The following is a 21,291-nucleotide window of genomic DNA, read 5'->3' on the forward strand; positions in this document are numbered from 1 at the left end:
AAGAAGCAATATGAATGAGAATGTAAGGTGTTCCTGTGGCTGAAGTGATGGAGGTACTCTGTATAAAAAAACAACACCAATAAAAACTTGGATGAGATGGTATTGTAACATGGAACCAAATCGTTCCTAACAATTAGTACGTAAACTATTTACCTTCTATAAAGGACCAAATAAAGATAATGAAATGAAAAAGTTGAAGGTAGAGAATCGATTGATAGGAAGTGTTTTCAAAAGAGTAGCTTTACAAGCCTTTAAAAAATGAACTAGTAAATGACCATATTATCCTAATGAGAAAGAAAGCAGATTTGGAAAACAAGATTGAATTACTTTGCAAGAAACATTAATAAACGTATGGTTACGGGAAAATTTTGAGAAAAGAAATGATAATGAGCTACAAAACATAACAAAGAATAATCCAAATCAACTATTTCTTTCACTGAACAATTGTAATCTTCATAGTGATATTTGTATACAGATCTTACGAATCAAGCTGCCATAAAAAGAAAAAGACATTAACATAAGCATGTCCCGAAAGGAATGCCAGCTGTTAATGCCCCAATTGTATTTCTCCACGCCTCACTGAAGGCTGAAAGGTTCAATCTTTATAATCTTACACTCACTTCGACGGCAATCCTAGAAAGCACTGTGAAAAACTACATCTACTATTATAAAAATATCTGATTTAAAACAAATTAAACTAAGAGTCACTGAAGGAACTTAGGGTTTCCTTTGTTAAACCAACTTTTAAATTTATTTTTGTATGAATATCCGTTTAATTCCTTTTATAATTTATTTATCTTCTTCTTTTCTGAAAATCAGTATATATTGGTGCATTTGATGCATTACAAAAGCATACGGGTATCCAAAAGGAAATAGATCGTTTGCTTGATCGTACCATATTTTCATTCCTCTATAAACTAAACCCGGTATGGTACTTAATGAATTAATAATGTCTGCATGTAATATATTAGGTTTTCCCGGTTTTGGTTGAAAATCTTTACAAAATACAACTGCATATTTCCCTGTTTCGAGTTTATCGACAGCCAGCTCCATAATATCTCTAAATTGCACTAAAAATTGATCATACTCTTGGTTTCCAAGATCTCGTTTATCATCTGTATATGGTGACGCATCGTCTTTTCCATAAAACTTTAATTTCTGACCAGTCTTTTTTTTAGACATCATATCTGCATAGGGAGGATCAGTTATAATTAACTGAAATTTCCTATCTAATAAAGGATTGGAGTTGGCTAGCACTTCTTTTGAGTCTCCATGTATTGTATGCTCAAGTGGTATATTATCAATCTCACAAACAGTTTGATACGCATTTAAATACAAATGATTTAAATCAATTCCTACTCCATGTCTAGGTGGGTCACAGAGTGATCCACCTAAAAGACTTCCACCTACTCCTACGAAAGGATCTAATATCCATTGATCTCCTTTTGTGAAAAATGAAATAATATCTTTCATTAACTGAGGTGGTTTTGGAGAGGGATGAATTTTCCTTAAATCAAAGCCTACTCCATCTTTTAATGTTGGTGGATATGCCTTTACAAGGACACTATTAAGAAAAAATGTCCATTCTCTACCTGTGAGATCATTTAATTTATTTCTTTTATCATAGATACCCCTTTCCCCTAAATTAATACCATTAACTCCCATTTCCTTTTTCTTTCTACCCTTACTTTTCTCTTCTCTCCAAAATGGTAAATTATTTTTGTCACCCTCTACTTTTTCTGAAACCTTATTCTTATCTATTATAGTTTTTTTACTCTTACTTAATTTCACTTTTGGTTCAATTTCTTTGTTATTTTCCGACATAATACAACCGCTCCTTTACCTGAATTTCACCACTACCACCGTTATTACTTTTATATCTTCGAAAAGAAATTACTTTAAAATCAACTGTACCAAACTCTTCTAATATACCCATGATTTCCTCGTGTTTCAAAATACCATCTGCATTGTAGCTCAAGAAAATATGCCTACTATTTAGTCGATTTATAACTTCTTTAAGAGCCAGTGCCGCTTTATCTTTATAACAAAAATCCGATTTTTGTATCTGCCACGGCCTTAATCCGGTCTTACCTGTAACTAGTGGATAGTCACCAACTGCAATGGTTTCAAGTATATGATAATAAGCACCATACTGACGGAAATTATATGGAGGATCTAAATAAACTACATCTGCATCGATTTTATCTGCCAACAGTTGTACTTCTTGTTGGAATACCACATGTTCTAATTCATCGTTATTTGAATCGTCAATACCTTCTAAATAGATTACTTTAAATGCTCTTCTATCCCATTCTTTTAAAAATGATCCGTAAGTTCCAGCTATATTAGCAACCTTATTTGTTGCATTTAATAATGAGGCAATCAAAATTGCTTCTTCAGACTCATTAATTAATTTACCGTCTTTCCATATTTTAATTTGAAGTCTAATTGCATCAATCTTCGAAGCATTTTCACAAGTAAAGTACATTCTATTTCCTTTGGGTGAGTATTCTTTATAGATAAACCCTTCTATACCCTTCAGATTATTTAAATGATTAAGAACCACATCCCTATTCTCTTGAAATAAGTTAGTAGATTCACTATTTCTAAGTTCATTAGATTTCATTAAATTTTCAAAAGTAATTTGACTATTTGATGCTAATACTGCCTTCGCCCATATAACACAAACAGTTAATATATCATTTGCAATTATTTTATATCCTTTACTTCTAAAAAATTTGGCAACCGAACCGGTTCCTGTGAATAAATCAGCAAAAGTCAGATTATGTTTTTCGTTGTCTACTTTTGTTTCAACATAATCATATATGAAGTTAAGTAGTCTTTCTTTAGAACCTATATAGCGCATTTTTATCCAACTCCATATTAACTAAAATAAAAAGTGCATCCTAGAAAATAATTTCCTTAAGAAACACTTATGTTTTGATATATTATTATGATACCTATAGATTATAATGTTCATAGGATTTGAAGTCTATGATAAAGTAAGAGAGAGTAAAATATCATGTGTAAATGAATAAAGAAAAAAGGAAGACCTCTTCTTGTAGAATTAAGTCTCAACAACCAATTTACAGAATAAGAGGACTTCCCTATGATCCATTTTACACCAGATGACATGCAATCTATAGTGAAAAAAGATGAAGTATTTATGATGCTCCAATACCAATAATGTTGCTTTTATTTTTCTAGTAATATTCCTAACAAGTTTCGTGTTACAAATAGTGCAGAAATCTGTTGAAATTTCATATTGGTCCTTCACCCTTAGAATCTTACTATAGGTAAAAAATTAGAAGATTTCGTGAAAAGGTGGAAATCAGCCTATCATGAAGTGAGAAAGTCTTGGAACATTTTAAAGCTCTCCAAAATTGATTTGGAGAAGCATTTATTCAACGAACTTAATTGAGACGATTAACAAATAAAGCAAAAAGTTAGCAAACGTAAAGAGCAGTTTTAAATCTCTTTATTAATAGTATTATATCAGAACATTCGTTCCGTGTTAAGTTTTTGGTTATAATACAACTCAAATAATGATGTAGTTTTACTAAGCAGTAAATTCTTATTTATTATCTTCATATATTTTTTATAGATTTCCGATTTATTATTGTTTGGTATCAAACTTTTTCAATATAATTTTATTTACTTCATAAAAAATTTCAATAGAGTCACCTTTTATTATTTCCAGTTTTTCGATCATTTCTTTTGGAATATTTAATCGATTTGCAGAGTCAATTATTCTTATAATCTTTTTCATAATACCTCCTATTGGAATAATTAGATTCACTTAATATTATCCTAAAAATACCATTTAGACCATCAAGCTTTTTTAAATAAAGTAAATATCACTTTAAAGCAAGTGGCGGCTGAAATAGCATCTTCAGCCGCTTCTTTTTATGTAATAAGCTTCACTGCTCTCTTAACAAGCCTAAAGTGAATATTAAATCGTTTTCATTGTAGGTGATTAGGTACATTAGAAGAATTATTATTGACGGTTTCAGTGAAGATATTCGCTTCGGTTGATTTTTTGTTCGATCGATCCTTTAGTTGACCTGTTTGAATTAATTGAATGAGATTTTGAATGTCTTCCTTTGTTGCAGGTTGCTTTTCTTCTTTTAACATATATCCTATTTGGCCGCTCGATTCGAGTGTAGCAAATTGAACATCTTTTATGTCAGCAATACCTGATTGTCTTAGACGTGCTTCTAATTTATCTACAGTTAAGCGTAGTTTCTTTAGGTTCTTTTCATTTATAGTCCCGTTTATAATGACCGGTACAGCCTTACCCGCAATAAGAGATTCGGTCGTATCAAATTTTAATTGGATGTATTCGGTAAGGGCTAGACTGGTTGTTAATACGAGTGCCACCCAAACGTTGCCCAAAGTCCCCTTCCAGTGACTGGTTGGATAAGTAATGAACCGATTGCGATCATAATAACGACTTGCGGAATCGTCATTTGAGAGATTGATTTTCTTCCGCCAATTTTTAAAAGAATGGTTCCAATTACAAATATAAGAACTGTTTGCCAAATTAAATTAAAATCCATCGCTATTTTTTCTCCTTTATGGTGTGCTTTTCTACAATACGTATCTTTTGTATTCTTTCCTGATGTATACATTACTAAAGGAGAAGATTGATTGAGCAGAAGTGCTATTGCTACATTATATTTGGTTGTTATTCATAGATTTGCATCCAAACTATTAGGAGATTAAGAGATGATTTATTAAACACAAAAAAAGCGCCATTTTACTCGGCGCTTAAAAAATTTTCTTCTGTGTTTGGTCTTCTTTTAACATTTCTACCGCTTCTCTAAAACGCATGGAATGGACGTTTTCACGCTCACGCAAAAATCGTAATGAATCGTTAATATACGGATCATCCGAAATATCGATTAACCATTGATACGTTGCGCGAGCTTTTTCTTCAGCTGCGATGTCTTCGTATAAGTCAGCGATGGGATCACCTTTTGCTTGAATATACGTAGCGGTAAATGGTACTCCTGCTGCATTGTTATAAAAGAGAGAGTGGCCGTGACTCACAAAATGGGCGCCTAATCCTGCTGCTTCTAATTGATCGGGCGTTGCATCCTTCGTCAATTTGTAAATCATCGTTGCAATCATTTCCAAATGACTGAACTCTTCTGTAGAAATATCATTTAGTAATCCAATTACTTTATCTGGCACCGTATATCGTTGATTCATGTACCTTAATGCAGCTGCTAGTTCGCCATCTGCACCACCGTATTGTTCCATTAAATATTTTGCTAACGTTGGATTTGTATCGCGGACTTCTACTGGGTATTGGAGTTTTTTCATAGATCCACATCGACTATCCCATCCTTTCAAACCTGCCATGGCCAAGGGGTCTCGCTCTTTTTAGTACAAGAAATCGGGGTGAGAAATGTCAAAGGACCATATAGAGCTTCATACGATTTTCTGGTTTTGGCCGCAATCTTCATCGCTTCTTTTTTCTTTTGACACCCCACAAGATCATCCGGATGCGTATGCATATAGAGCACCCACTCGATTACATTAAAATCAGCAACTTGAAGGGACAGTAACATTTTTCGCTGATCTTCGCTCATGAGATCCCTTCCTCTTTTGAATATCCATCGACTAACATCGGCCAAACAGACCCCTGTACAAAGGCATCTTCAGGCGAAAACTCCGGACTATACATCGGTTGCTTTTGCCACCATATAGGTGGCGGCAATACAAACACTTTTGGACTTCCTCCATAAGGCACATATACGCCACGATAAAAAGACGTATTCATATCGCTCACTCCTCATAATTACCATATGAAGACCTTCATGGAATTATTAAAGTTTTTCAACCTGTTCCTGATTATGCCCATACATAAGACACCTAGCTTTCAGCTCTTCCTTTCTACGTTAACCAAACCTATATTGACGGATGTGAATCCAATGCCGGAGGCCCACAAAAAAGAGACGAGCGTTTTCGCTCGTCTCTTTCATTCTTTTGGATATTGCTCAGTCCAATAAACCCATAATCCGCTATTAGAATTCCAGATTTATCATTTTACTTTCGGTAATAAAATTTCCACGCTTGTTCCTACATTTACTTGGCTTGAGACGTTAATCGACCCTTTATGGGTTTCCATAATGCGATAGCTCACAGTCATTCCTAGTCCAATGCCTTTTTCTTTGACACTATAGAAAGGTTCTCCGATGTGTTTCAATCGTGTTTCGTCAATTCCGCAGCCATTGTCTTCAAACTTCACTGCGAAGAAATCCTCTTTTTTGTCTTCGATTGTTATTTTGACTTCACCATTTGTGGTGATTGCTTCTAAGGCGTTTTTAAGGACATTGATAAACACTTGTTTTAATTGACTATCGTTACAATAAGCATCAAATTGATCGATTTCAATTAGGTTGATTTTTGTGTTTTTCAGTTTCGCTTCTGTTGATAGTAGGTGTACGACATCTTTTACAATGGTGTTGACGTTTTTATTCGCAAAAATGAGTTCTGTAGGTTTTGCTATCAGTAATAGGTCTGTACAAATGCTATTGATGCGATCGATTTCATCGACTAATACGTCAATATGTTCCTCAATCTTAATGGTTTTGTCTTGGTGCATTTGCATGAAGCCTTTAATGGTTGTCAGTGGGTTTCGAATTTCATGCGCAATCCCAGCTGCTAGTTCACCAACAACGGACATTTTTTCAGATTGTCTTAACATGTTCTCTGTTTCTTTTAAATCGGTGATATCTCGCCCGATTACTAACAATGCTTTTCTAGAACCATCTTTATGGAAAATTGGCACTTTGAACGCATCAAACGTTTTGTATGAACCGTCTCGTGTGGGAATGGTTTCTTCACAGCGACTCATTTTACCAGCCTTCCATGCCTCTTCGTCTGTATCGATACAGTAAAGCAACGCATCGTGATAGAATTCGCTGTTTGCCGCTAACTGTTCGGTTGACTTCCCTTTGAAATCGAAGTTTTCTAATTCAAATAACTCAGCACCAAATTTGTTTAGTTCTAAACAATTCCCTTCACCATCTTTAAACGACACGAGGTCAGGCATTGTATCAATCAACAAAGTCAGCTTCTCTTTTTCTTCTTCGATTTTTTTGGAATGACTTAAGCTTCTCAATAGAACATATAATAATGTAGCGGTGATAACGATGAATAGTAACCCTTTAATCGTTTCAAGCAGCTGAATTTTTTCAGCAGATAAGTTAGATGTTTTTAATACATAATCTGTCCCAAAAACCCATATGGGTCCTACTATTAAATAAATAAACGGAATGATCCGGAAAAATTCTATGCGGTTTTTCATGGTTTGCCCCTTAAATAAGATTAATTAGCTATTTTCGCATAGAATACCCATTAGGGCAATAGAATATTTTACATTATTTTGAATTCCTGACTCACTTTAGCGTTTCCTGAAATATGAATAAGCCCTTCATCATATTGACGAAGGGCTCTTACCTTAAAGTCGATCACCGTTTATTTACTCAAATACACACACAATGCGTGTTGCAATGTTCCGTAGGTTTCAGTATCTTTGTCGAATTTGATACCGAGGTGAATCATTTTTCTAACGACTTCGGATCTCAATCCGGTAAGGACCGTATGGCATCCCATCATGGCAGTTCCATTTATGGTTTTCATCAGATGATGAATCACTTCTGCTTCCATGTCGGCTATTCCAGAAAGGTCGATGATAAGTGTTTGAATACGTAATCGGCCAATTTCCATGAGCACTTTTTCTTCTAATACACTCGTACGGAATGAGTCAATTGATCCTATTAAAGGCAGGATACAGATTGTTGAGGATATCGGAATGATCGGTACCGATAAGTTCTCGACAAGCTCTCGTTGCGCTGATAATAAAGAATCTTTGTAAGTTGAATACTCAATGAAGAATGTGTTTAAAAACTGATCGACGTGATTGTTTATTTGTTTTTCCAATTGGAAGAAATAATCAGTTGTTTCTTCTCGTGATACTCTATTATATTCCTCTATAAAATTCCATATGGTTCTACGAATGGCTTGTACCCACTCTAATTTGAAAGCTAAGGTTAATGAGTACGTTGCCCAGGCGATTCCCTCCTGTTTTGCGAAATCTCGTAGTTTTTGTTCTTTGTTTTCCAATATGTAGGAAACGAGTTTGTGGGCATTATTGATTAAATCAATGTCCCCATATTTTAAAATATCGTTAATCTTTTCTCTTACATTCACTGCTTGGTTTAATAAGCTTCTTTCAAATTGATCCTTATTTTCTTGGATATATAATTTTAGTTTCATATCTAATAAAATCGCTTCCACTTGATAATCACTCCTAATAAGTCAACTTAAGCACATATTCAGTTTACTAAACTTCCATTTCTAAATAAACTGTAAATTGAAAATATTAGAGGTTTTTATTTCAATACGACATAACGCGAAGGATTTCACTTTCTCTATTTTCACCTGTTCAATTATCCATTCTTGCCTGTATCTTATCGCTTCAAATCGGATTATAATGCAAGTAAGAACACTATTTTAAGGGGGTGTACGTGATGGATTGGATGAATCATAAGTTAAAAGAATGGCTTGATGCGGGGGTTATTGACGAATCGACACACGATTCGATTGTGGCGTATGAACGGAAGCAGCCGCAGAAACGCAAAGTGCCATTGTTATTAACGATCGGATTGATTTTCTTTGCATTAGCTGTGTTTAGTTTTATCGCGGCGAATTGGAGTTTAATCCCGGATTTTGTGCGAGTTGGCATCATGCTTGGTTTAATGTGGGGATTTTATGTACTGGGTCACTTTGCAGAGAAAAGACATTTTGGGTGGCCGATTCTGTTCCGTTTACTAGGGCTAGCCATGTTTGGAGCCAGTATGATCGTTACCGCACAAACGTTTCACTTTTCGATGTCTGATTCCCTCGTCCCTTGGGTGATCTATATAGCTGCAATCGCTCATTATTTCATCTGGCGACATCAGGCATATGTGATTGTCGGATTCGTCTTTGGCTTATTTACATTAGTGTCAGCTATTTCTTCTATTGGATGGGTTGAATGGATTTTATTCATCGCCGTGACATTTGGTTGGTTTTATTTCAGTAAAGCAATTGAGCCGATGTTGCTTTGTTGGTTGTTACTGTTTGGTTCCGGGTTAATGTTATGGAGTTTACTAGATTACAAGAGTTCGCTATGGCCGGTATGGACATTGTTTGTGTTAGTAGGCATTCTCTTATTGGTTCCAAAATTTGAATATCGACTTCGCCCCTTGTATTTGATGGTAGGAGCAGTCATTTTGGTCGTCTATTTAGCCATTCGAGGCGAGACCGATTTGACACTGGTTGATGTGAATTGGCCAGAAGCTATTGCCCTTGCTGTAGCTGGACTCGTCGTTGCAGCGATTACTTGGATGAAGTTCCGCTCGATTGTTTGGGTCGCCATTTTAGGAGCGATTGGCCTTCTTTTATTTGACGAAACGGCCATTGGGCTTGCAGTTGTTGCAGAGATTAGTGCGCTTGTGTATTTGATGATTGCGCAGCGTCAAGATCAGCCACTTGCTTTAGGATTTGTTTACTTCATCGTCGTTCAGTTTGTGATTTACTTCGTGTATGCCTGGGAACGACTCGATATGTCGTTATTCTTCCTACTCGGTGCCATCTTGCTATTTGTTCTATCCGGCATCGGTTGGTGGCTGAAGCGTAAGAAAGAAGGTGTTGCATCATGAAAAAGTGGATCATGCCGATTGTTCAAACGCTTTTTGTGATGCTCCTTGTTGTTAGCTTTTACGCGATTTCGTGGGTTGGGGAAGAATACGTGTTACGTGCTGAACCGTTTGACCCGTTCGATCCGTTTTACGGAGAGTATGTGATGCTTCAATATCCTGACTTGAAAGCTCCAGCTGGCGTTACACAAGGCGATGTTTATTTCACCCTAAAACAAGGGGAAGATGGATTTGCCGTCATTGACCGTATGGAAAACGAACCGTTCTTTGGCGGAATAAAAGGCATGTATTTCGACCGCGTAATGGCCCCTCAACTTGAACAGTTTTATGTGGAACAAGGAGTAGGCCCTGAACTTGAAAAAGCGCGTGATTTGCAAGCTACTGTTTATGTAGCGCCTTGGGGATCCATACGACCGACAGTTTTAGAAGTACGCGAGACAAAATAGTAAAAACACCATTACGTTGTGAGCTAGGATTTAAAACCTACCCGCAGCGTAAGGTGTTTTTTTAGTTTTCTTCTACAGTTATTTCCTTGATCAACTTCGCTGGATTTCCACCAACCACGACATTGTTCGGTACATCTTTCGTGACGACAGCTCCAGATGCGATAACCACATTGTCACCAATTGTGACGCCCGGATTGATGATGGCTCCCCCACCAATCCATACATTGTCTCCAATCGTAATGGGTTTCGCGTATTCAAACATCGTGTTGCGTTCGATTGGGTTTAACGGGTGTGTGGCTGTATAAATATGTACGCCTGGCGCAATAAAGCAATTCGCTCCAATTCTTACATCACAAACATCTAAAATCACACAATCGAAATTCGCAAAGAAATTTTCTCCGACATGAATGTTGTAACCGTAATCGACACGTAGTGTTGGCTCAACGTACAGTTTTTCCCCACTTGAACCGAATAAGTCTTTTAACAGTTCAACGCGTTTGTCATGTTCTGTTTCGAGTGTTTCGTTGTAGATCCGGATTTTCTTTCTCGCCGTCTCTCGATCTCGTACTAATTCTGGGTCTGCAGGGTTGTACATCTCCCCTGCTAACATTTTTTCTTTTTCTGTTCGCATGGTTGTCACCTCTTATAAATTAAATCTTTCTTGAATCAATTTCGCGGTTTCGGCTGCGGTTAAATGGGTGTTGTTGATTTTGATGTAGTTTTCTTTTGTGATTTCGCCGTCTAATGAGTTCAGTCTAAGTTTATGGGCTGTTTTTTTTAGTTCTTCTTCTGACCATTCAATGTTTCGTTTTGTGGCTTTGTGTGTGAGACGATGGTCTGATTTGTTTCGTTCAAGTCTTACTTCAATATCGGCTTGCAGTTCAACTATACAGACTTCCGCTCCTTTGGATTCAAAAATCGCTGTGGTTTCTTTTACGTAATCCCAGTCAGCTTGTTGATCGAATGCCCAAACAAATGTAAAAATCACACCGTACATATCACTTTTTACAAATTCCTCAAACATTTCTCTTCGGAATAATTTGACTAAGCGACTCCCCGCTGGTGTTCCATAGTCAAAGAAAGGTTGTACCAGTTCAATCGTTAAATGGTTATGAAATAATTTTAACTGTGTCATTTTTTCAAGTTCGTGACCGACTGTCATTTTGCCGACCGCTTGCGGGCCGACAATGAGAACGAATTTTTTCATATGTATTCTCCATTCTAGGATGTAGTTAGGATAAGGCGGCTGAAATGGCATCTTCAGCCGCTTTTGTATGGTTCGAAGGTGGCTCTTCTTTATTAACCCAAAAAGGGCTTAAAGTTTTACAGACGTGCTTTTCTAAATCCGTCGATTAAGTCGATGACGGTGAAATCAATGTTTTAGAATAATCTTCTTGAAGTATTCCATAAATAGTACAGTCTTTGTATTGACTCTTGGCATTACGAATCATATGTCTGATGATTCCTTCTTGAACCATCCCTGCTTTAACTAATACTTTTCCAGAAGCCGGGTTATCAGTGTTATGTGCTGCAGCGACTTTATGAATATTCATTTGTCGGAAGCCAAATTCCACAACTGCCCTTAACGCTTCGGTCGCATATCCCTGGTTCCACCATTCATATCCAATAGAATAACTTACCTCACAGTTTCCGGTAGTATCATCAAAGTCGTATAAATCGATTTCACCAATTAAATCACCATCAGCTTTTCGCTCAATAGCCCACCAACAAAAATCTTTATTGACATAATCATCGACTATCTTCGTTACTCTCTCGATTGTTTCTGAAACGGTCTTGTGTTCCGAATTGACGCGATTGTCTGATATCCGTTCATCCGATAGCCAGTTATCGAAAACCTTTTGAGTATCAGAAAGTTCCATCCTTCTAAGAATTAATCGTTCGGTTTCTATTTTCGGTGTTCCTAAATATGTAATCATTTTGTCACCTTCTCAAATAAATTCACGATCTAAAAAGATTCATTACACCTATCGTATAGCCTATTAATCCCTTTTGATTAATACTAATTATTTCAAATCGACCAATATTTATCAATCCTAATTATTAAAAGAGACACTCCCTATTTCGGATAAGTCTATTTGATTAAGATATTTAGGATAACGATTGAGGGAGTTTCTAGATCATGTGAGTTATTTGGCGTTTGGCGGGGGTTTATTGGCGTTCGACTTGGATAATTTGTCGTTTGGAATTGATAATCTGGCGTTTGGAGGCATTTATTTGGCGATAGTCCGTGATAATTTGGCGTTAGCGGGTTTTTAGAGGAATACTATGTGAGTACAAGACACATTCCTCGTCTCTAGGAAAATAAAAAAGAAACTTCGATCAGTCAAGCATCGAAGTTCCTTTAATTTTTATTGTTGCAGTGTTATCCAGCTAACGACATGGTGGATGGCATTCCCTTTGTATGCGGGAGTTCCAGCATAGTGTGCTGCGACTTCAGCGAGTTGTTGGTTTATGAAGGCTTCGCATTCTTCTGCAAATGTGCCTTCGTCGATAACGCCGGTTTCTCTCCGACAACGATCCTCTTGCCGTAGTTTTGAGCCATGGTCATTTCGTTTTTGACGATGTCGATTATCATTGGCGCTGAATCACGGTAAGCCATGATGGTCACGCTATTGGTATTCGCGATTACCCATTCGGCTAGGATGCTTGTGCCGAAGGTGTTTTTGTATTTGATTTCATCTAGCCATAATAGCATATCGACTTCTAGCGGAAGCGCTAGTTTCGCTGTGCTTGTGTTTGCTCTTTGGATGAGGATTGATAGGATTTGATGGTTGTTACTCGATGTGTGTTCCAACCGCTGTATAAATATGGTTCAACGTTTAAGTGGGCGGCTGAAATGGCATCTTCAGCCGCTTTTGTATGGTTCGAAGGTGGCTCTTCTTTATTAACCCAAAAAGGGCTTTAGGTTTTACAGACGTGCTTTTCTAAATCCGTCGATTATGTCGATGACGGTGAAGATTATGACGACGGCGATGGTGATTCGGCTTGTTTGGGTTGCCCACGTTTCAACGTTTTTGTTGATGTTCAGTGCTTCGTTGAATTGGATGATAAATGTGTCGTTCCAGAGATTCGGGTTGGTGAAGATGACGATTAGGATGCCGAGTGCGACGATTTGGGTAACGGTGTTGAAGATGGCGACTTTATTGGTCCATTGTTTTTTGAGTGCTTTGTATATGGCTAGCGCGATTTCGAGTGCAATGATTAGCACGATGAGTAGCCAGTACGATTGGAGCACGTCTTGGTTGAATATGGGCGATTCGAATGTTAGTCCTTGGCCTCGGTTGTTGTAGATGCCGAGTAGGTTTGAGGCGTTAAAGTAGACGGTTGCCCATATGGCGGTCCATAGTAAGCTGCCGAATATATGCCATTTGGTGATGCGTTTTTTGATAGGTATGGGTGTGATTTGTTTTAGGTCATCGGGTGTCCATGTTTTGAAGTTCATGGTGACTGGTATTTGGTCCGCGACTTTGTCGGTTCGCTCAATGATGGCGAAGACGAGCGTAATCCAGAATGCGGTTTGCATGGCTGTGCTGATGAGTTGCCATACGGCTTGGCTGATAATCGTCGCGATGAATGCGCCGATCGATTGGTCGCCGGATGTGGTGACGATGATTTTTCCGATTAGGACGATGAGCGTGATGGTCATGGCGATTGGCAAGACGACTTTTAATAGGTTGGTGTAGACGTCAAAGTATTTCGGTCCGATCAGGTGCATGGGACGGTCTCGGTAGTTACTTGCTAGGACAGCTGGGTTGCCGAGTTGGGTGAGGACTTGTTTGACTTCGGCTTCCGTTGGGTCGTCTGGTAACATATCGGCAATGGTCGACTGTAGTTCGAGTGCGATGTCTTCTCGGTTTCGTTCTGGAAGTCGGCGCGTGACTTCGTGGATGTACAGGTCAATCAGGTTCATGGTGATTCTCTCCTTTCATTAATAAAAATAGTTCATGCGATGTTTTTTCCCATTCTGCTCGGAGTTGGTTGTAGGTGGTGATGCCAAATGCGCTTAAGACATAGTAGCGGCGCGGTCTGCTTTCGGTTGTGTCCCAGGTGCTGGTGACAAGTTCTTGTTTTTCGAGTCTACGAAGTAATGGGTACAGGGTGCTTTGGTCGATGGTGATGCCACAGCTTTCAAGTCGCTGGACGAGTGAGTATCCGTATTGAGGGGTTTTGAGTTGGCTAAGGACGGCGAGTGTTAAGGTTCCGCGTCTGAGTTCCGTGGTTAGGGAGTTGAGAAGTTGGCTCATTGGTTCACCTCTTTTGTTTTAGTGTATGACGTACAGTGTCGGTTTATACTGTGTATCATACATTATCGTATGTTGAATAGCAATAGTTGAGTTGGGTTTTTGTAGGATTAGGGATGGAGATTTGGCGGTGGGCTGTGGTTTATTGGCGTTCGACTTGGATAATTTGTCGGTTGGAGTGAATAATGTGGCGTTTGGAGGCATTTATTTGGCGGTAGGCCGTGATAATTTGGCGTTAGTGGGTTTCGCGCAGTCTCTGAAAAAGACACTTCGATTTTAGGTCGAAGTGTCTTCTTGTTTCAGATTATATTTTGGACTTTTGGCCAAGTGGCTTGCCAGTTTTTTTGATTCACTCGATGTTCATAATAGCTTCGTTCAGGTTCTTGTGCGAAGCTCGGTGTTGGTTTTATTTCAAATCGAAAAAGGTCTTCCAGTCCGTGTGGCGCGGTTAACTCTATTTGTTGTCCATTAAGTCTTACTCCTAGTGCGGTAACTGTTTCTGGAAATTTGGATATGGCATCTACTGAGGATGCATACGGTGGAAACTCGTTGACGATATGCATTCTCGCTTGGTTTTTGACTGACCACGGCACATTTGGCATTTTGGTGTGTAATTGTTGTTCCAAGTCTTTTTCTATGGATTCGTCGAGTTGTGTGTCATCAAAATAGATGACGTCTACATCTGCGAGTTCTGTTCTTTTTTCAAACCCGTGCAACTCATCCCATACTTTTGAGCGAACAAATCCTGCACATACCCAGCAATCAGGTAAGCCGAGAGTTTCAACGGTCTTGAGTACTTCCATTCTCCACGGATCCTTTTCAATCATGTCAATGACTTCGTTTTCAAGCATTCGCTCGCTTCCAAATTTCTTTGTAGTCTAATTCCACAATCAATTCTTCGTCGATCAAACGCTGGCGAATGCCGGCAACGAGTTGATTTTCGACTTCATGTCCAACGGAGAGATCCATTTTTTTATGGAAGACGCCGTATAAAGTATAATCTCGTAATTTTAAATAAAGCGGTAAACGTTCTAGCCACTCGAGTGACAATGGTCGTTCGCTTAGGTATCCGTCTAAGAAGTGTTTCAAAAAGTCGGTTCCAAATGCCGATCTAATTTCCAAGTTTTCATTTCGAAGCTTCCACCACGTTGCGTAGTAAAGTGGAATGGCGATGTCACTGACGTAGTGAAAATGCATGGCATCATCGAAATCGAATACATGAATTTGTTCGTCGTGAAAGAAAAAGTTACCCATGTGGATGTCTGAATGGATTAAGCCAAAGACATCGCTCGTTTCAGGTAGTTCTTGAAGTTCCTTTACTAATTGTCGATTGCCTTCAATGATGACCGCGTCTTGTGCGTTATCGATGTATTGATCGAGTTCAATTAGATCGTCTTCATCCCAGCGCTTACGACCCGTGTTTGTTGCAGGGTAGACTTCGGTATGGTGATGCATTTTCGCTGTGATTGCTCCCCATTTTTTAAATAGTTCTGGACCGAATTCTGGACTGTTTGGTTTTAAGGGAGCTCCAGGTGCTTTATCGAATAAACAGATGTAGAAGAAAGAATCGCCTACCGACAATACCTCTACTAGTTCGTTGTTTTCTGATTTATGAACGAGTGATACTGGAATGTCGTGACTATGTAAGAAATTGATCCATGTTAATTCGCCTTCTACTTCTTCTTTTGACCGATGTGAAGAATGTGTGAGACGTAATATGTATGGTGTTCCGTCTTTAATGACTTCATAAACGTAGTTTTCAAAGTCGCCGAGTTTTCTCGCATCATTTGCATCCGCGCTATAAAATGCAGCGGCTTTGTGTAGTACTTCTGTTGAAAATAAATCCTCTACCCATTGTTCCATGTGAAACTTCCTCCTTAGATATACAACTTTTATTTTACATTAAGTCCTCCATTTTTTACTAATGGTTCATTAGGAGCTAAACGAATCAGTATATAAAAATGCCCTCAGTATTATGTCACACTGAGGGCATTTTTTGTTTCATTACGGTTATAGGTTTTATTGGAATAAAGAATTAGGTTTTACGGATGCGTTTCGATCGTTCGGAAAATGAGATTGAGTGCCGCTAACGCCGGAAGCAAGGCGACGAGTCCGATTGCCCATGGAACGGAAATGGAATCGGCTAGTAAACCCGCAAATAGAGCGCCAAAGGCATATCCACTATCGCGCCAAAAACGATACACACCCATAGCAGAAGCTCGCCAATCCGGCGTGGCAACGTCTCCGATGGCTGCTTGTAAAACGGGGTAGACGAGCGCTGTTCCAATTCCAAGTAAAATCCCACCAGCCATCCATAAAATGATTCCTTCCACTGACAAAATAAACCAAAGGGAAGCTGCTTGTAGGAGCATGCCAGCAACGAGCAAGTATTTGCGTCCAAACTTGTCACTTAATGTTCCAGTGAAGAGTTGGAAAAACCCCCACGCTGCCGGGTACACGGCAACTAACCATCCAATTTCTTGGAGACTTAGTCCAGCAGTTAAAAAGAAGATCGGAAAGAGTCCCCAGGCCATGCCATCTTTAAAATTGGTGGCCAATCCGGCAAATGTAAATCCAGATAGATTGTTATCCTTCCATGTCGTGCGTTTAAACACTTCAGCCGCACCCATTTGTGCTTTAACGGGCGGACTATTTTTCATGTGTTGCGCAAGATGATCGGCTGTATCTTTTACCCCAAATGACAGAATAAAACCAATAATTGCGATGGCTAACCCGAGATAAAATGGTTCCGGGCGGACGGAATACGTAGTGGCGATATAGCCTGAGACTAAAGCAAGAAGCGCTACTCCACTATAGCCAGCGAATTCATTTAGCCCAACTGCAGTGCCGCGTTCTGTACTTTTAGCAAGGTCAATTTTCATGTTTACAGTCATTGACCACGCTAGCCCTTGATTGATCCCAAGAAGAACGTTTGCTAGGATGATGACCCACCAAGCATCTGCGATCAAAATCAAAATAGGAACGAGTAAACCGACTCCCCATCCTGTTATCAAGATACGTTTTCGTCCAAATTTGTCCGCCAACATACCTGCAAAATAATTGACGATGGCTTTCGAAAATCCAAAGCTGACAATAAAAGATAGAACGGCAACTGTACTTTTAACGCCGAATTCTTCCTCTCCTAAAAGAGGCATGATCGTTCGTTCAAGACCAACCATGGCTCCGACAAATAAATTCAATAATACTAATAATATGAAATGATTGCGGTTTTCTTTTATCCCTAATTGTATCGACATTCGTATTCCTCCAACCTTTAATTTTGGCACTTTTTCAATTCCAACGTATTCGTTCATTTCTAATGGTAATAATTATTATATAAATAAGGTTATATCCATAGGGGTACGGGTATACATAGGTAGATATTATATATTTTTTTATTGAAAGGAGCACGGATTATGACTCGTCCTATTTCTTGGGTTATTGGTTTTCTATTTTTAATTTCACTTGTTGTGATTGGCGTACTAGGGGCTCGTTTAGGCGATGAGAAGGATCGTGCCGAACAAAATGCTTCAAAGTCCGCAACGCAACCGGCTGGTGAAGTAGCTGGACAGATCAAGTTTAACCCACCATCACTCGATGATGTTCCAGAAGGTCCTAAGGGTGAAGCTATTTTACGTGGTCATGAGTTAGTCAATGATACGTCTAAAGTTTTGCGCTCTGAAGCAGCTTCCGTTGAGGATGGTATGAATGCGGTAAACGAGCTTTCTTGCTCAAGCTGTCATGCTGGCGCAGGGATGGATGAGAATAGTTCGCCACTTGTTGGTGTAGCGGCTACTTATCCTGCTTATATTTCACGTTCGGGTGAAGTGGTCACAATTGAAGAACGAATTAATGGTTGTATGGTTCGCAGTATGAATGGTGAGCCTCTTGAAGAAGACAATGAAGATTTAGATGCCATGGTCGCTTACTTCCAATACATTTCAGAAGGAATTCCAGTCGGCGCTGAATTGCCTTGGCTGAAGCAAAATGAAATGAAGGAAGTACCAGTTCCTGACGTTGCGGCTGGTGAAGAACTTTTCCAACAATCTTGTATCGCTTGTCATGCTCAAGATGGTTCTGGAACAGGTGCTTTAACGGGTCCTGCGCTATGGGGTGAAGGTTCATTTAACGATGGTGCCGGAATGGCACGTATGTCTAAAATGGCTGGGTATATTCAAAATAATATGCCAAAGGGTCAAGGCGGTACGTTAACGGAACAAGAAGCGAGTAATTTAGCTGCTTTTATCCTTTCACAAGATCGTCCAGAATGGGGAGATCACGCGGGTGACTGGAAAAATGGAGGTCGTCCGAAGGATTCTATGACGAAAGAACTTCGCGATCAAGTGAAGGATGGAACGATTGATTGGGAGAAAGTGCTTGGTCATAAGGAGTAATTTTAATTGGTATAGGGTGTCTTAAAAGTCATGTTAGGTGACTTTTGGGACACCTTTTTATTGTTATAGATGGTGCTTTCATTTCAAACAGAAATGGGAGCTTGAAATTGTGTGAAAAAGACGAATTTTAGAATGTGGTAGCTGAATCCTTGAATAGGCACAATGAATCCTCGAATCGACCAACCGAATCCTTGAATATGCCCCTCCAAATGGAGAATATGAAAAAAACGCTCTATAAAATTAAAAACAAGTAGAGAGAAATCACTCATTTCTCTCCACTTGTAAAGCACCCTTTGAAGTTACCTCGGTTGTTGATTCAAGAATTCGCGCATTTTTTTGGCAAAGGCTTGAGGTTCTTCCACTCCTGGCATGTGTGCGCTGTTTTCGAACACATGGAAATCGGAATTTGGAGCTAGGCTCGCATAGTATTCAGTTGTCTTCGGAGTTGCTTCGTCGAAGCGTCCACATGTGAATAGACTTGGAATATCGATTTCGTTTAGACGGTCGGTAACGTCGAAGTCTTGTAATGTGCCGGTTACGGTAAATTCGGATGCGCCCCACATGAATCCATAAATGGACTTGTTGCTTCTCGCCATATTAGCTAAAAGCTCTTGCGGCCAAGGTAGCAATCTGCAAACATGACGTTCGTAAAATTCAATCATCGCTTGGTGATATTCTGGAGAATCGGTCGTTTCATCTCTTTCACAACGTTCGATGATTTCTTGAGATTCTTTCGGCAAATCCTTTAAGTATTCACGTTGGTCCCGCTCCCACATGCGTGAATTTAAGCAAGGACTTGAGAAAATCACACTTTTTACACCGGTTGGTTTGGTCAATAAATACGCGGCTGCAAGCATCGTACCCCATGAATGACCAAGTATATGTACTTCTTCTAGTCCTAATGCGTCTCTAACTTGTCCTAGTTCCTCTACATATCGCTCCACAGTCCATAACGATAGATCTTCTGGACGGTCTGAATTCCCGCACCCAAGTTGATCATAGTGAATAACTGGTCGATCGTTTCCAAGTTCACGAATCGGATCTGACTCTCTACTCATCCCGCCTGGTCCTCCGTGCAAAACCAATAATGGAATCCCTGGCCCATCCCCCGTTTTTCGGTAATAAACATTGCCTCCTGTTACAGGAATAAACCCTTCTTCTGTATGCATCATCGAATCGTCCTTTCTAATTACCTTACTCATACCATTCCCTATAAATCGGATTTCTCCTGCTGGCAAATGGCTGATAAGCGTTTGATTTCGTAACTCATTTGTTGGTTAACTGGGTAAATTTTCTCTATATATGCGAGTATCTCTAATGCGGAAGCCGGTACGTTTTCGTAGCCTTGCATCATGTTGCCCATTCTTTTAGCAAACTTAGGGTATCGTTTTTCCACGCGTCTTTCATTGCCAAAAACATCTGGAAAATAATCTTTTTCTTGTTCCACGAGATGCAGAATTGAAATGATGTTGTCAACGGCACTCGTCTCTACGAATTTCACTCCAGACAGCTTCTCGCCTCTCGCATAACGGCAAAGTCCGACATATAGATTGGTTATGGCTTCGTTCAACGCATAATCCATTGTTTCAGGTCTCGCTACGTCTGTTTTTTGACGAGGAGTTCCGAGGTTTGGGTCGACGAATAAAGCATTCTGCCAAACGATTCTTCCTGCGGAATAAGCTATGCTTGTCATTTCCTGTTCTTCAAAAATGGCAAACTCGCCGTAAATCCCATCTTCAAAAAAGATTTTATGGCCATCTTTCGTGTTTTGGAATGAATAGGCAAGCGGATAAACTGATTCAAGCCAATCTAGTTGGTCAATAAATCGAGGTTTGAAACCAGGCTTCACAATGACAAAGAAATCTAAATCAGAATACGCATCAAGACGCTCTAACTCAATACCGACAGATCCAAGTGCTAACAGCAAAAGAGCACCTTCCGTTTGAGCTAAGTTCTTTCCTATGTCGTCTAATCTGTTGAGCAATAACTGTTCTCTCACTTCCTCTACCTCCTTTATCAAGTCAAAAGTTATGAACGTTTCAATTTCCTCCAATAATAAGGACGAAAAGAATCATTAAGTAAAGCAGTGAACTCAACCATTCGTGATAGAACGCTTTATCCTTCCTGTGTAATAACCATTCTTCTATGCCACTGTTGATGCTGAGCATAATAAATAGACCAAACATAGCAAATAGATAAGAATGTGATCTCATGAAAGTAAAATCACCGTTTGCATAGCCCATTATCACGCCTAAAAACAAGAAGATGAACAGAAAATCGATGGCTAAAAAGTATCGATTTCTATGCACAGAAAGGAATCCTCTTCTTTTGATTTTAATGCCCAGTTTCTTATTTAAGTAGAAATAGCTGATAGCTAAATAGATAGCAAAGACTACTAGTATTTCGATGAACGGAAAGTTTTCCATTGAACATCTCCTTTCACATTATTAAATTCAATTTATAAAAAAAGAGCTAC

General features: G+C 39.0%; 24 protein-coding genes and 1 pseudogene. 3 read left to right on the plus strand and 22 right to left on the minus strand.

Features of this window, described 5'->3' with window-relative positions:
• Window positions 1–789: 789 nt before the first annotated feature.
• The 10 genes and pseudogenes from AC3EA5_RS00445 to AC3EA5_RS00490 form a co-directional block, all read right to left on the minus strand.
• Window positions 790–1,824, minus strand: coding sequence for a DNA methyltransferase (locus tag AC3EA5_RS00445; RefSeq protein WP_488606596.1), 1,035 nt, complete (start codon window positions 1,822–1,824; stop codon window positions 790–792).
• Entirely contained in the window at window positions 1,811–2,866 is a 1,056-nt protein-coding gene (locus AC3EA5_RS00450; protein ID WP_488606597.1) for a DNA adenine methylase, read from the minus strand. The genes AC3EA5_RS00445 and AC3EA5_RS00450 overlap by 14 nt, the downstream gene beginning before the upstream one ends.
• Before the next feature lie 750 nt (window positions 2,867–3,616).
• Window positions 3,617–3,769, minus strand: a complete 153-nt coding sequence (locus tag AC3EA5_RS00455; RefSeq protein WP_488606598.1) for an AbrB/MazE/SpoVT family DNA-binding domain-containing protein — start codon at window positions 3,767–3,769, stop codon at window positions 3,617–3,619.
• Window positions 3,770–3,963: 194 nt separating this feature from the next.
• A complete protein-coding gene (locus tag AC3EA5_RS00460) occupies window positions 3,964–4,395 on the minus strand; it encodes a DUF421 domain-containing protein (RefSeq protein ID WP_488606599.1) in 432 nt (143 codons plus the stop codon).
• The gene (locus AC3EA5_RS00465) at window positions 4,365–4,559 is read right to left on the minus strand and encodes a hypothetical protein (RefSeq protein ID WP_488606600.1); all 195 of its coding nucleotides are present in this window, start codon (window positions 4,557–4,559) and stop codon (window positions 4,365–4,367) included. Before AC3EA5_RS00465 ends, AC3EA5_RS00460 begins: the two co-directional genes overlap by 31 nt.
• Window positions 4,560–4,770: 211 nt before the next feature.
• Window positions 4,771–5,338, minus strand: a pseudogene (locus tag AC3EA5_RS00470) (manganese catalase family protein).
• Window positions 5,339–5,354: 16 nt separating this feature from the next.
• Window positions 5,355–5,597 carry a spore coat protein CotJB gene (locus AC3EA5_RS00475; RefSeq protein WP_488606601.1) on the minus strand — a complete coding sequence of 81 codons (243 nt, stop codon included), beginning with the start codon at window positions 5,595–5,597 and terminating at the stop codon, window positions 5,355–5,357.
• On the minus strand, window positions 5,594–5,788 hold the full coding sequence (locus tag AC3EA5_RS00480; RefSeq protein WP_394190984.1) for a hypothetical protein: 195 nt from the start codon (window positions 5,786–5,788) through the stop codon (window positions 5,594–5,596). Before AC3EA5_RS00480 ends, AC3EA5_RS00475 begins: the two co-directional genes overlap by 4 nt.
• A 261-nt stretch (window positions 5,789–6,049) precedes the next feature.
• Window positions 6,050–7,318: an ATP-binding protein gene (locus tag AC3EA5_RS00485; protein WP_488606602.1), complete on the minus strand. Its 1,269-nt coding sequence runs from the start codon at window positions 7,316–7,318 to the stop codon at window positions 6,050–6,052.
• 170 nt (window positions 7,319–7,488) lie between these two features.
• Window positions 7,489–8,289, minus strand: coding sequence for an STAS domain-containing protein (locus AC3EA5_RS00490; RefSeq protein WP_488606691.1), 801 nt, complete (start codon window positions 8,287–8,289; stop codon window positions 7,489–7,491).
• Between the two features lie 254 nt (window positions 8,290–8,543).
• Between AC3EA5_RS00490 and AC3EA5_RS00495 the strand changes: the two genes are divergently transcribed.
• Together AC3EA5_RS00495 and AC3EA5_RS00500 are read left to right on the plus strand one after the other, a co-directional pair.
• The gene (locus tag AC3EA5_RS00495; protein ID WP_488606603.1) at window positions 8,544–9,716 is read left to right on the plus strand and encodes a DUF2157 domain-containing protein; all 1,173 of its coding nucleotides are present in this window, start codon (window positions 8,544–8,546) and stop codon (window positions 9,714–9,716) included.
• A complete protein-coding gene (locus AC3EA5_RS00500; protein ID WP_488606604.1) occupies window positions 9,713–10,159 on the plus strand; it encodes a GDYXXLXY domain-containing protein in 447 nt (148 codons plus the stop codon). Before AC3EA5_RS00495 ends, AC3EA5_RS00500 begins: the two co-directional genes overlap by 4 nt.
• A 61-nt stretch (window positions 10,160–10,220) precedes the next feature.
• Here AC3EA5_RS00500 and AC3EA5_RS00505 read toward each other — a convergent pair whose 3' ends face one another.
• The 9 genes from AC3EA5_RS00505 to AC3EA5_RS00545 form a co-directional block, all read right to left on the minus strand.
• Window positions 10,221–10,790 carry a sugar O-acetyltransferase gene (locus AC3EA5_RS00505; RefSeq protein WP_488606605.1) on the minus strand — a complete coding sequence of 190 codons (570 nt, stop codon included), beginning with the start codon at window positions 10,788–10,790 and terminating at the stop codon, window positions 10,221–10,223.
• A 12-nt stretch (window positions 10,791–10,802) separates the two neighbouring features.
• Complete coding sequence (locus tag AC3EA5_RS00510; RefSeq protein WP_488606606.1) at window positions 10,803–11,366, minus strand: DEAD/DEAH box helicase family protein; 564 nt, start codon at window positions 11,364–11,366, stop codon at window positions 10,803–10,805.
• Between the two features lie 145 nt (window positions 11,367–11,511).
• Window positions 11,512–12,096 carry a GNAT family N-acetyltransferase gene (locus tag AC3EA5_RS00515; RefSeq protein WP_488606607.1) on the minus strand — a complete coding sequence of 195 codons (585 nt, stop codon included), beginning with the start codon at window positions 12,094–12,096 and terminating at the stop codon, window positions 11,512–11,514.
• Between the two features lie 533 nt (window positions 12,097–12,629).
• On the minus strand, window positions 12,630–12,875 hold the full coding sequence (locus AC3EA5_RS00520; protein WP_488606608.1) for a hypothetical protein: 246 nt from the start codon (window positions 12,873–12,875) through the stop codon (window positions 12,630–12,632).
• A 213-nt stretch (window positions 12,876–13,088) separates the two neighbouring features.
• Window positions 13,089–14,090 (minus strand): HAAS signaling domain-containing protein, encoded by a 1,002-nt coding sequence (locus AC3EA5_RS00525; RefSeq protein ID WP_488606609.1) that lies wholly within the window; start codon window positions 14,088–14,090, stop codon window positions 13,089–13,091.
• Window positions 14,077–14,424, minus strand: a complete 348-nt coding sequence (locus tag AC3EA5_RS00530; protein ID WP_488606610.1) for a PadR family transcriptional regulator — start codon at window positions 14,422–14,424, stop codon at window positions 14,077–14,079. The genes AC3EA5_RS00525 and AC3EA5_RS00530 overlap by 14 nt, the downstream gene beginning before the upstream one ends.
• 296 nt (window positions 14,425–14,720) lie before the next feature.
• Window positions 14,721–15,272: a nucleotidyltransferase family protein gene (locus AC3EA5_RS00535; protein ID WP_488606611.1), complete on the minus strand. Its 552-nt coding sequence runs from the start codon at window positions 15,270–15,272 to the stop codon at window positions 14,721–14,723.
• Window positions 15,265–16,284 (minus strand): phosphotransferase enzyme family protein, encoded by a 1,020-nt coding sequence (locus tag AC3EA5_RS00540; protein WP_488606612.1) that lies wholly within the window; start codon window positions 16,282–16,284, stop codon window positions 15,265–15,267. The genes AC3EA5_RS00535 and AC3EA5_RS00540 overlap by 8 nt, the downstream gene beginning before the upstream one ends.
• 179 nt (window positions 16,285–16,463) lie before the next feature.
• Window positions 16,464–17,678 carry an MFS transporter gene (locus AC3EA5_RS00545; RefSeq protein WP_488606613.1) on the minus strand — a complete coding sequence of 405 codons (1,215 nt, stop codon included), beginning with the start codon at window positions 17,676–17,678 and terminating at the stop codon, window positions 16,464–16,466.
• 159 nt (window positions 17,679–17,837) lie between these two features.
• Between AC3EA5_RS00545 and AC3EA5_RS00550 the strand changes: the two genes are divergently transcribed.
• The gene (locus tag AC3EA5_RS00550) at window positions 17,838–18,815 is read left to right on the plus strand and encodes a c-type cytochrome (protein WP_488606614.1); all 978 of its coding nucleotides are present in this window, start codon (window positions 17,838–17,840) and stop codon (window positions 18,813–18,815) included.
• Window positions 18,816–19,114: 299 nt separating this feature from the next.
• Here the strand turns inward: AC3EA5_RS00550 and AC3EA5_RS00555 are convergent, their stop codons facing one another.
• The 3 genes from AC3EA5_RS00555 to AC3EA5_RS00565 are packed head-to-tail and all read right to left on the minus strand — an operon-like array spanning window position 19,115 to window position 21,241.
• A complete protein-coding gene (locus AC3EA5_RS00555) occupies window positions 19,115–19,987 on the minus strand; it encodes a proline iminopeptidase-family hydrolase (protein WP_488606692.1) in 873 nt (290 codons plus the stop codon).
• Window positions 19,988–20,025: 38 nt separating this feature from the next.
• On the minus strand, window positions 20,026–20,814 hold the full coding sequence (locus tag AC3EA5_RS00560) for a hypothetical protein (RefSeq protein ID WP_488606615.1): 789 nt from the start codon (window positions 20,812–20,814) through the stop codon (window positions 20,026–20,028).
• A gap of 40 nt (window positions 20,815–20,854) precedes the next feature.
• On the minus strand, window positions 20,855–21,241 hold the full coding sequence (locus AC3EA5_RS00565) for a DUF4181 domain-containing protein (protein WP_488606616.1): 387 nt from the start codon (window positions 21,239–21,241) through the stop codon (window positions 20,855–20,857).
• Between the last annotated feature and the right edge of the window lie 50 nt (window positions 21,242–21,291).

The organism is Paenisporosarcina sp., from assembly GCF_057785155.1.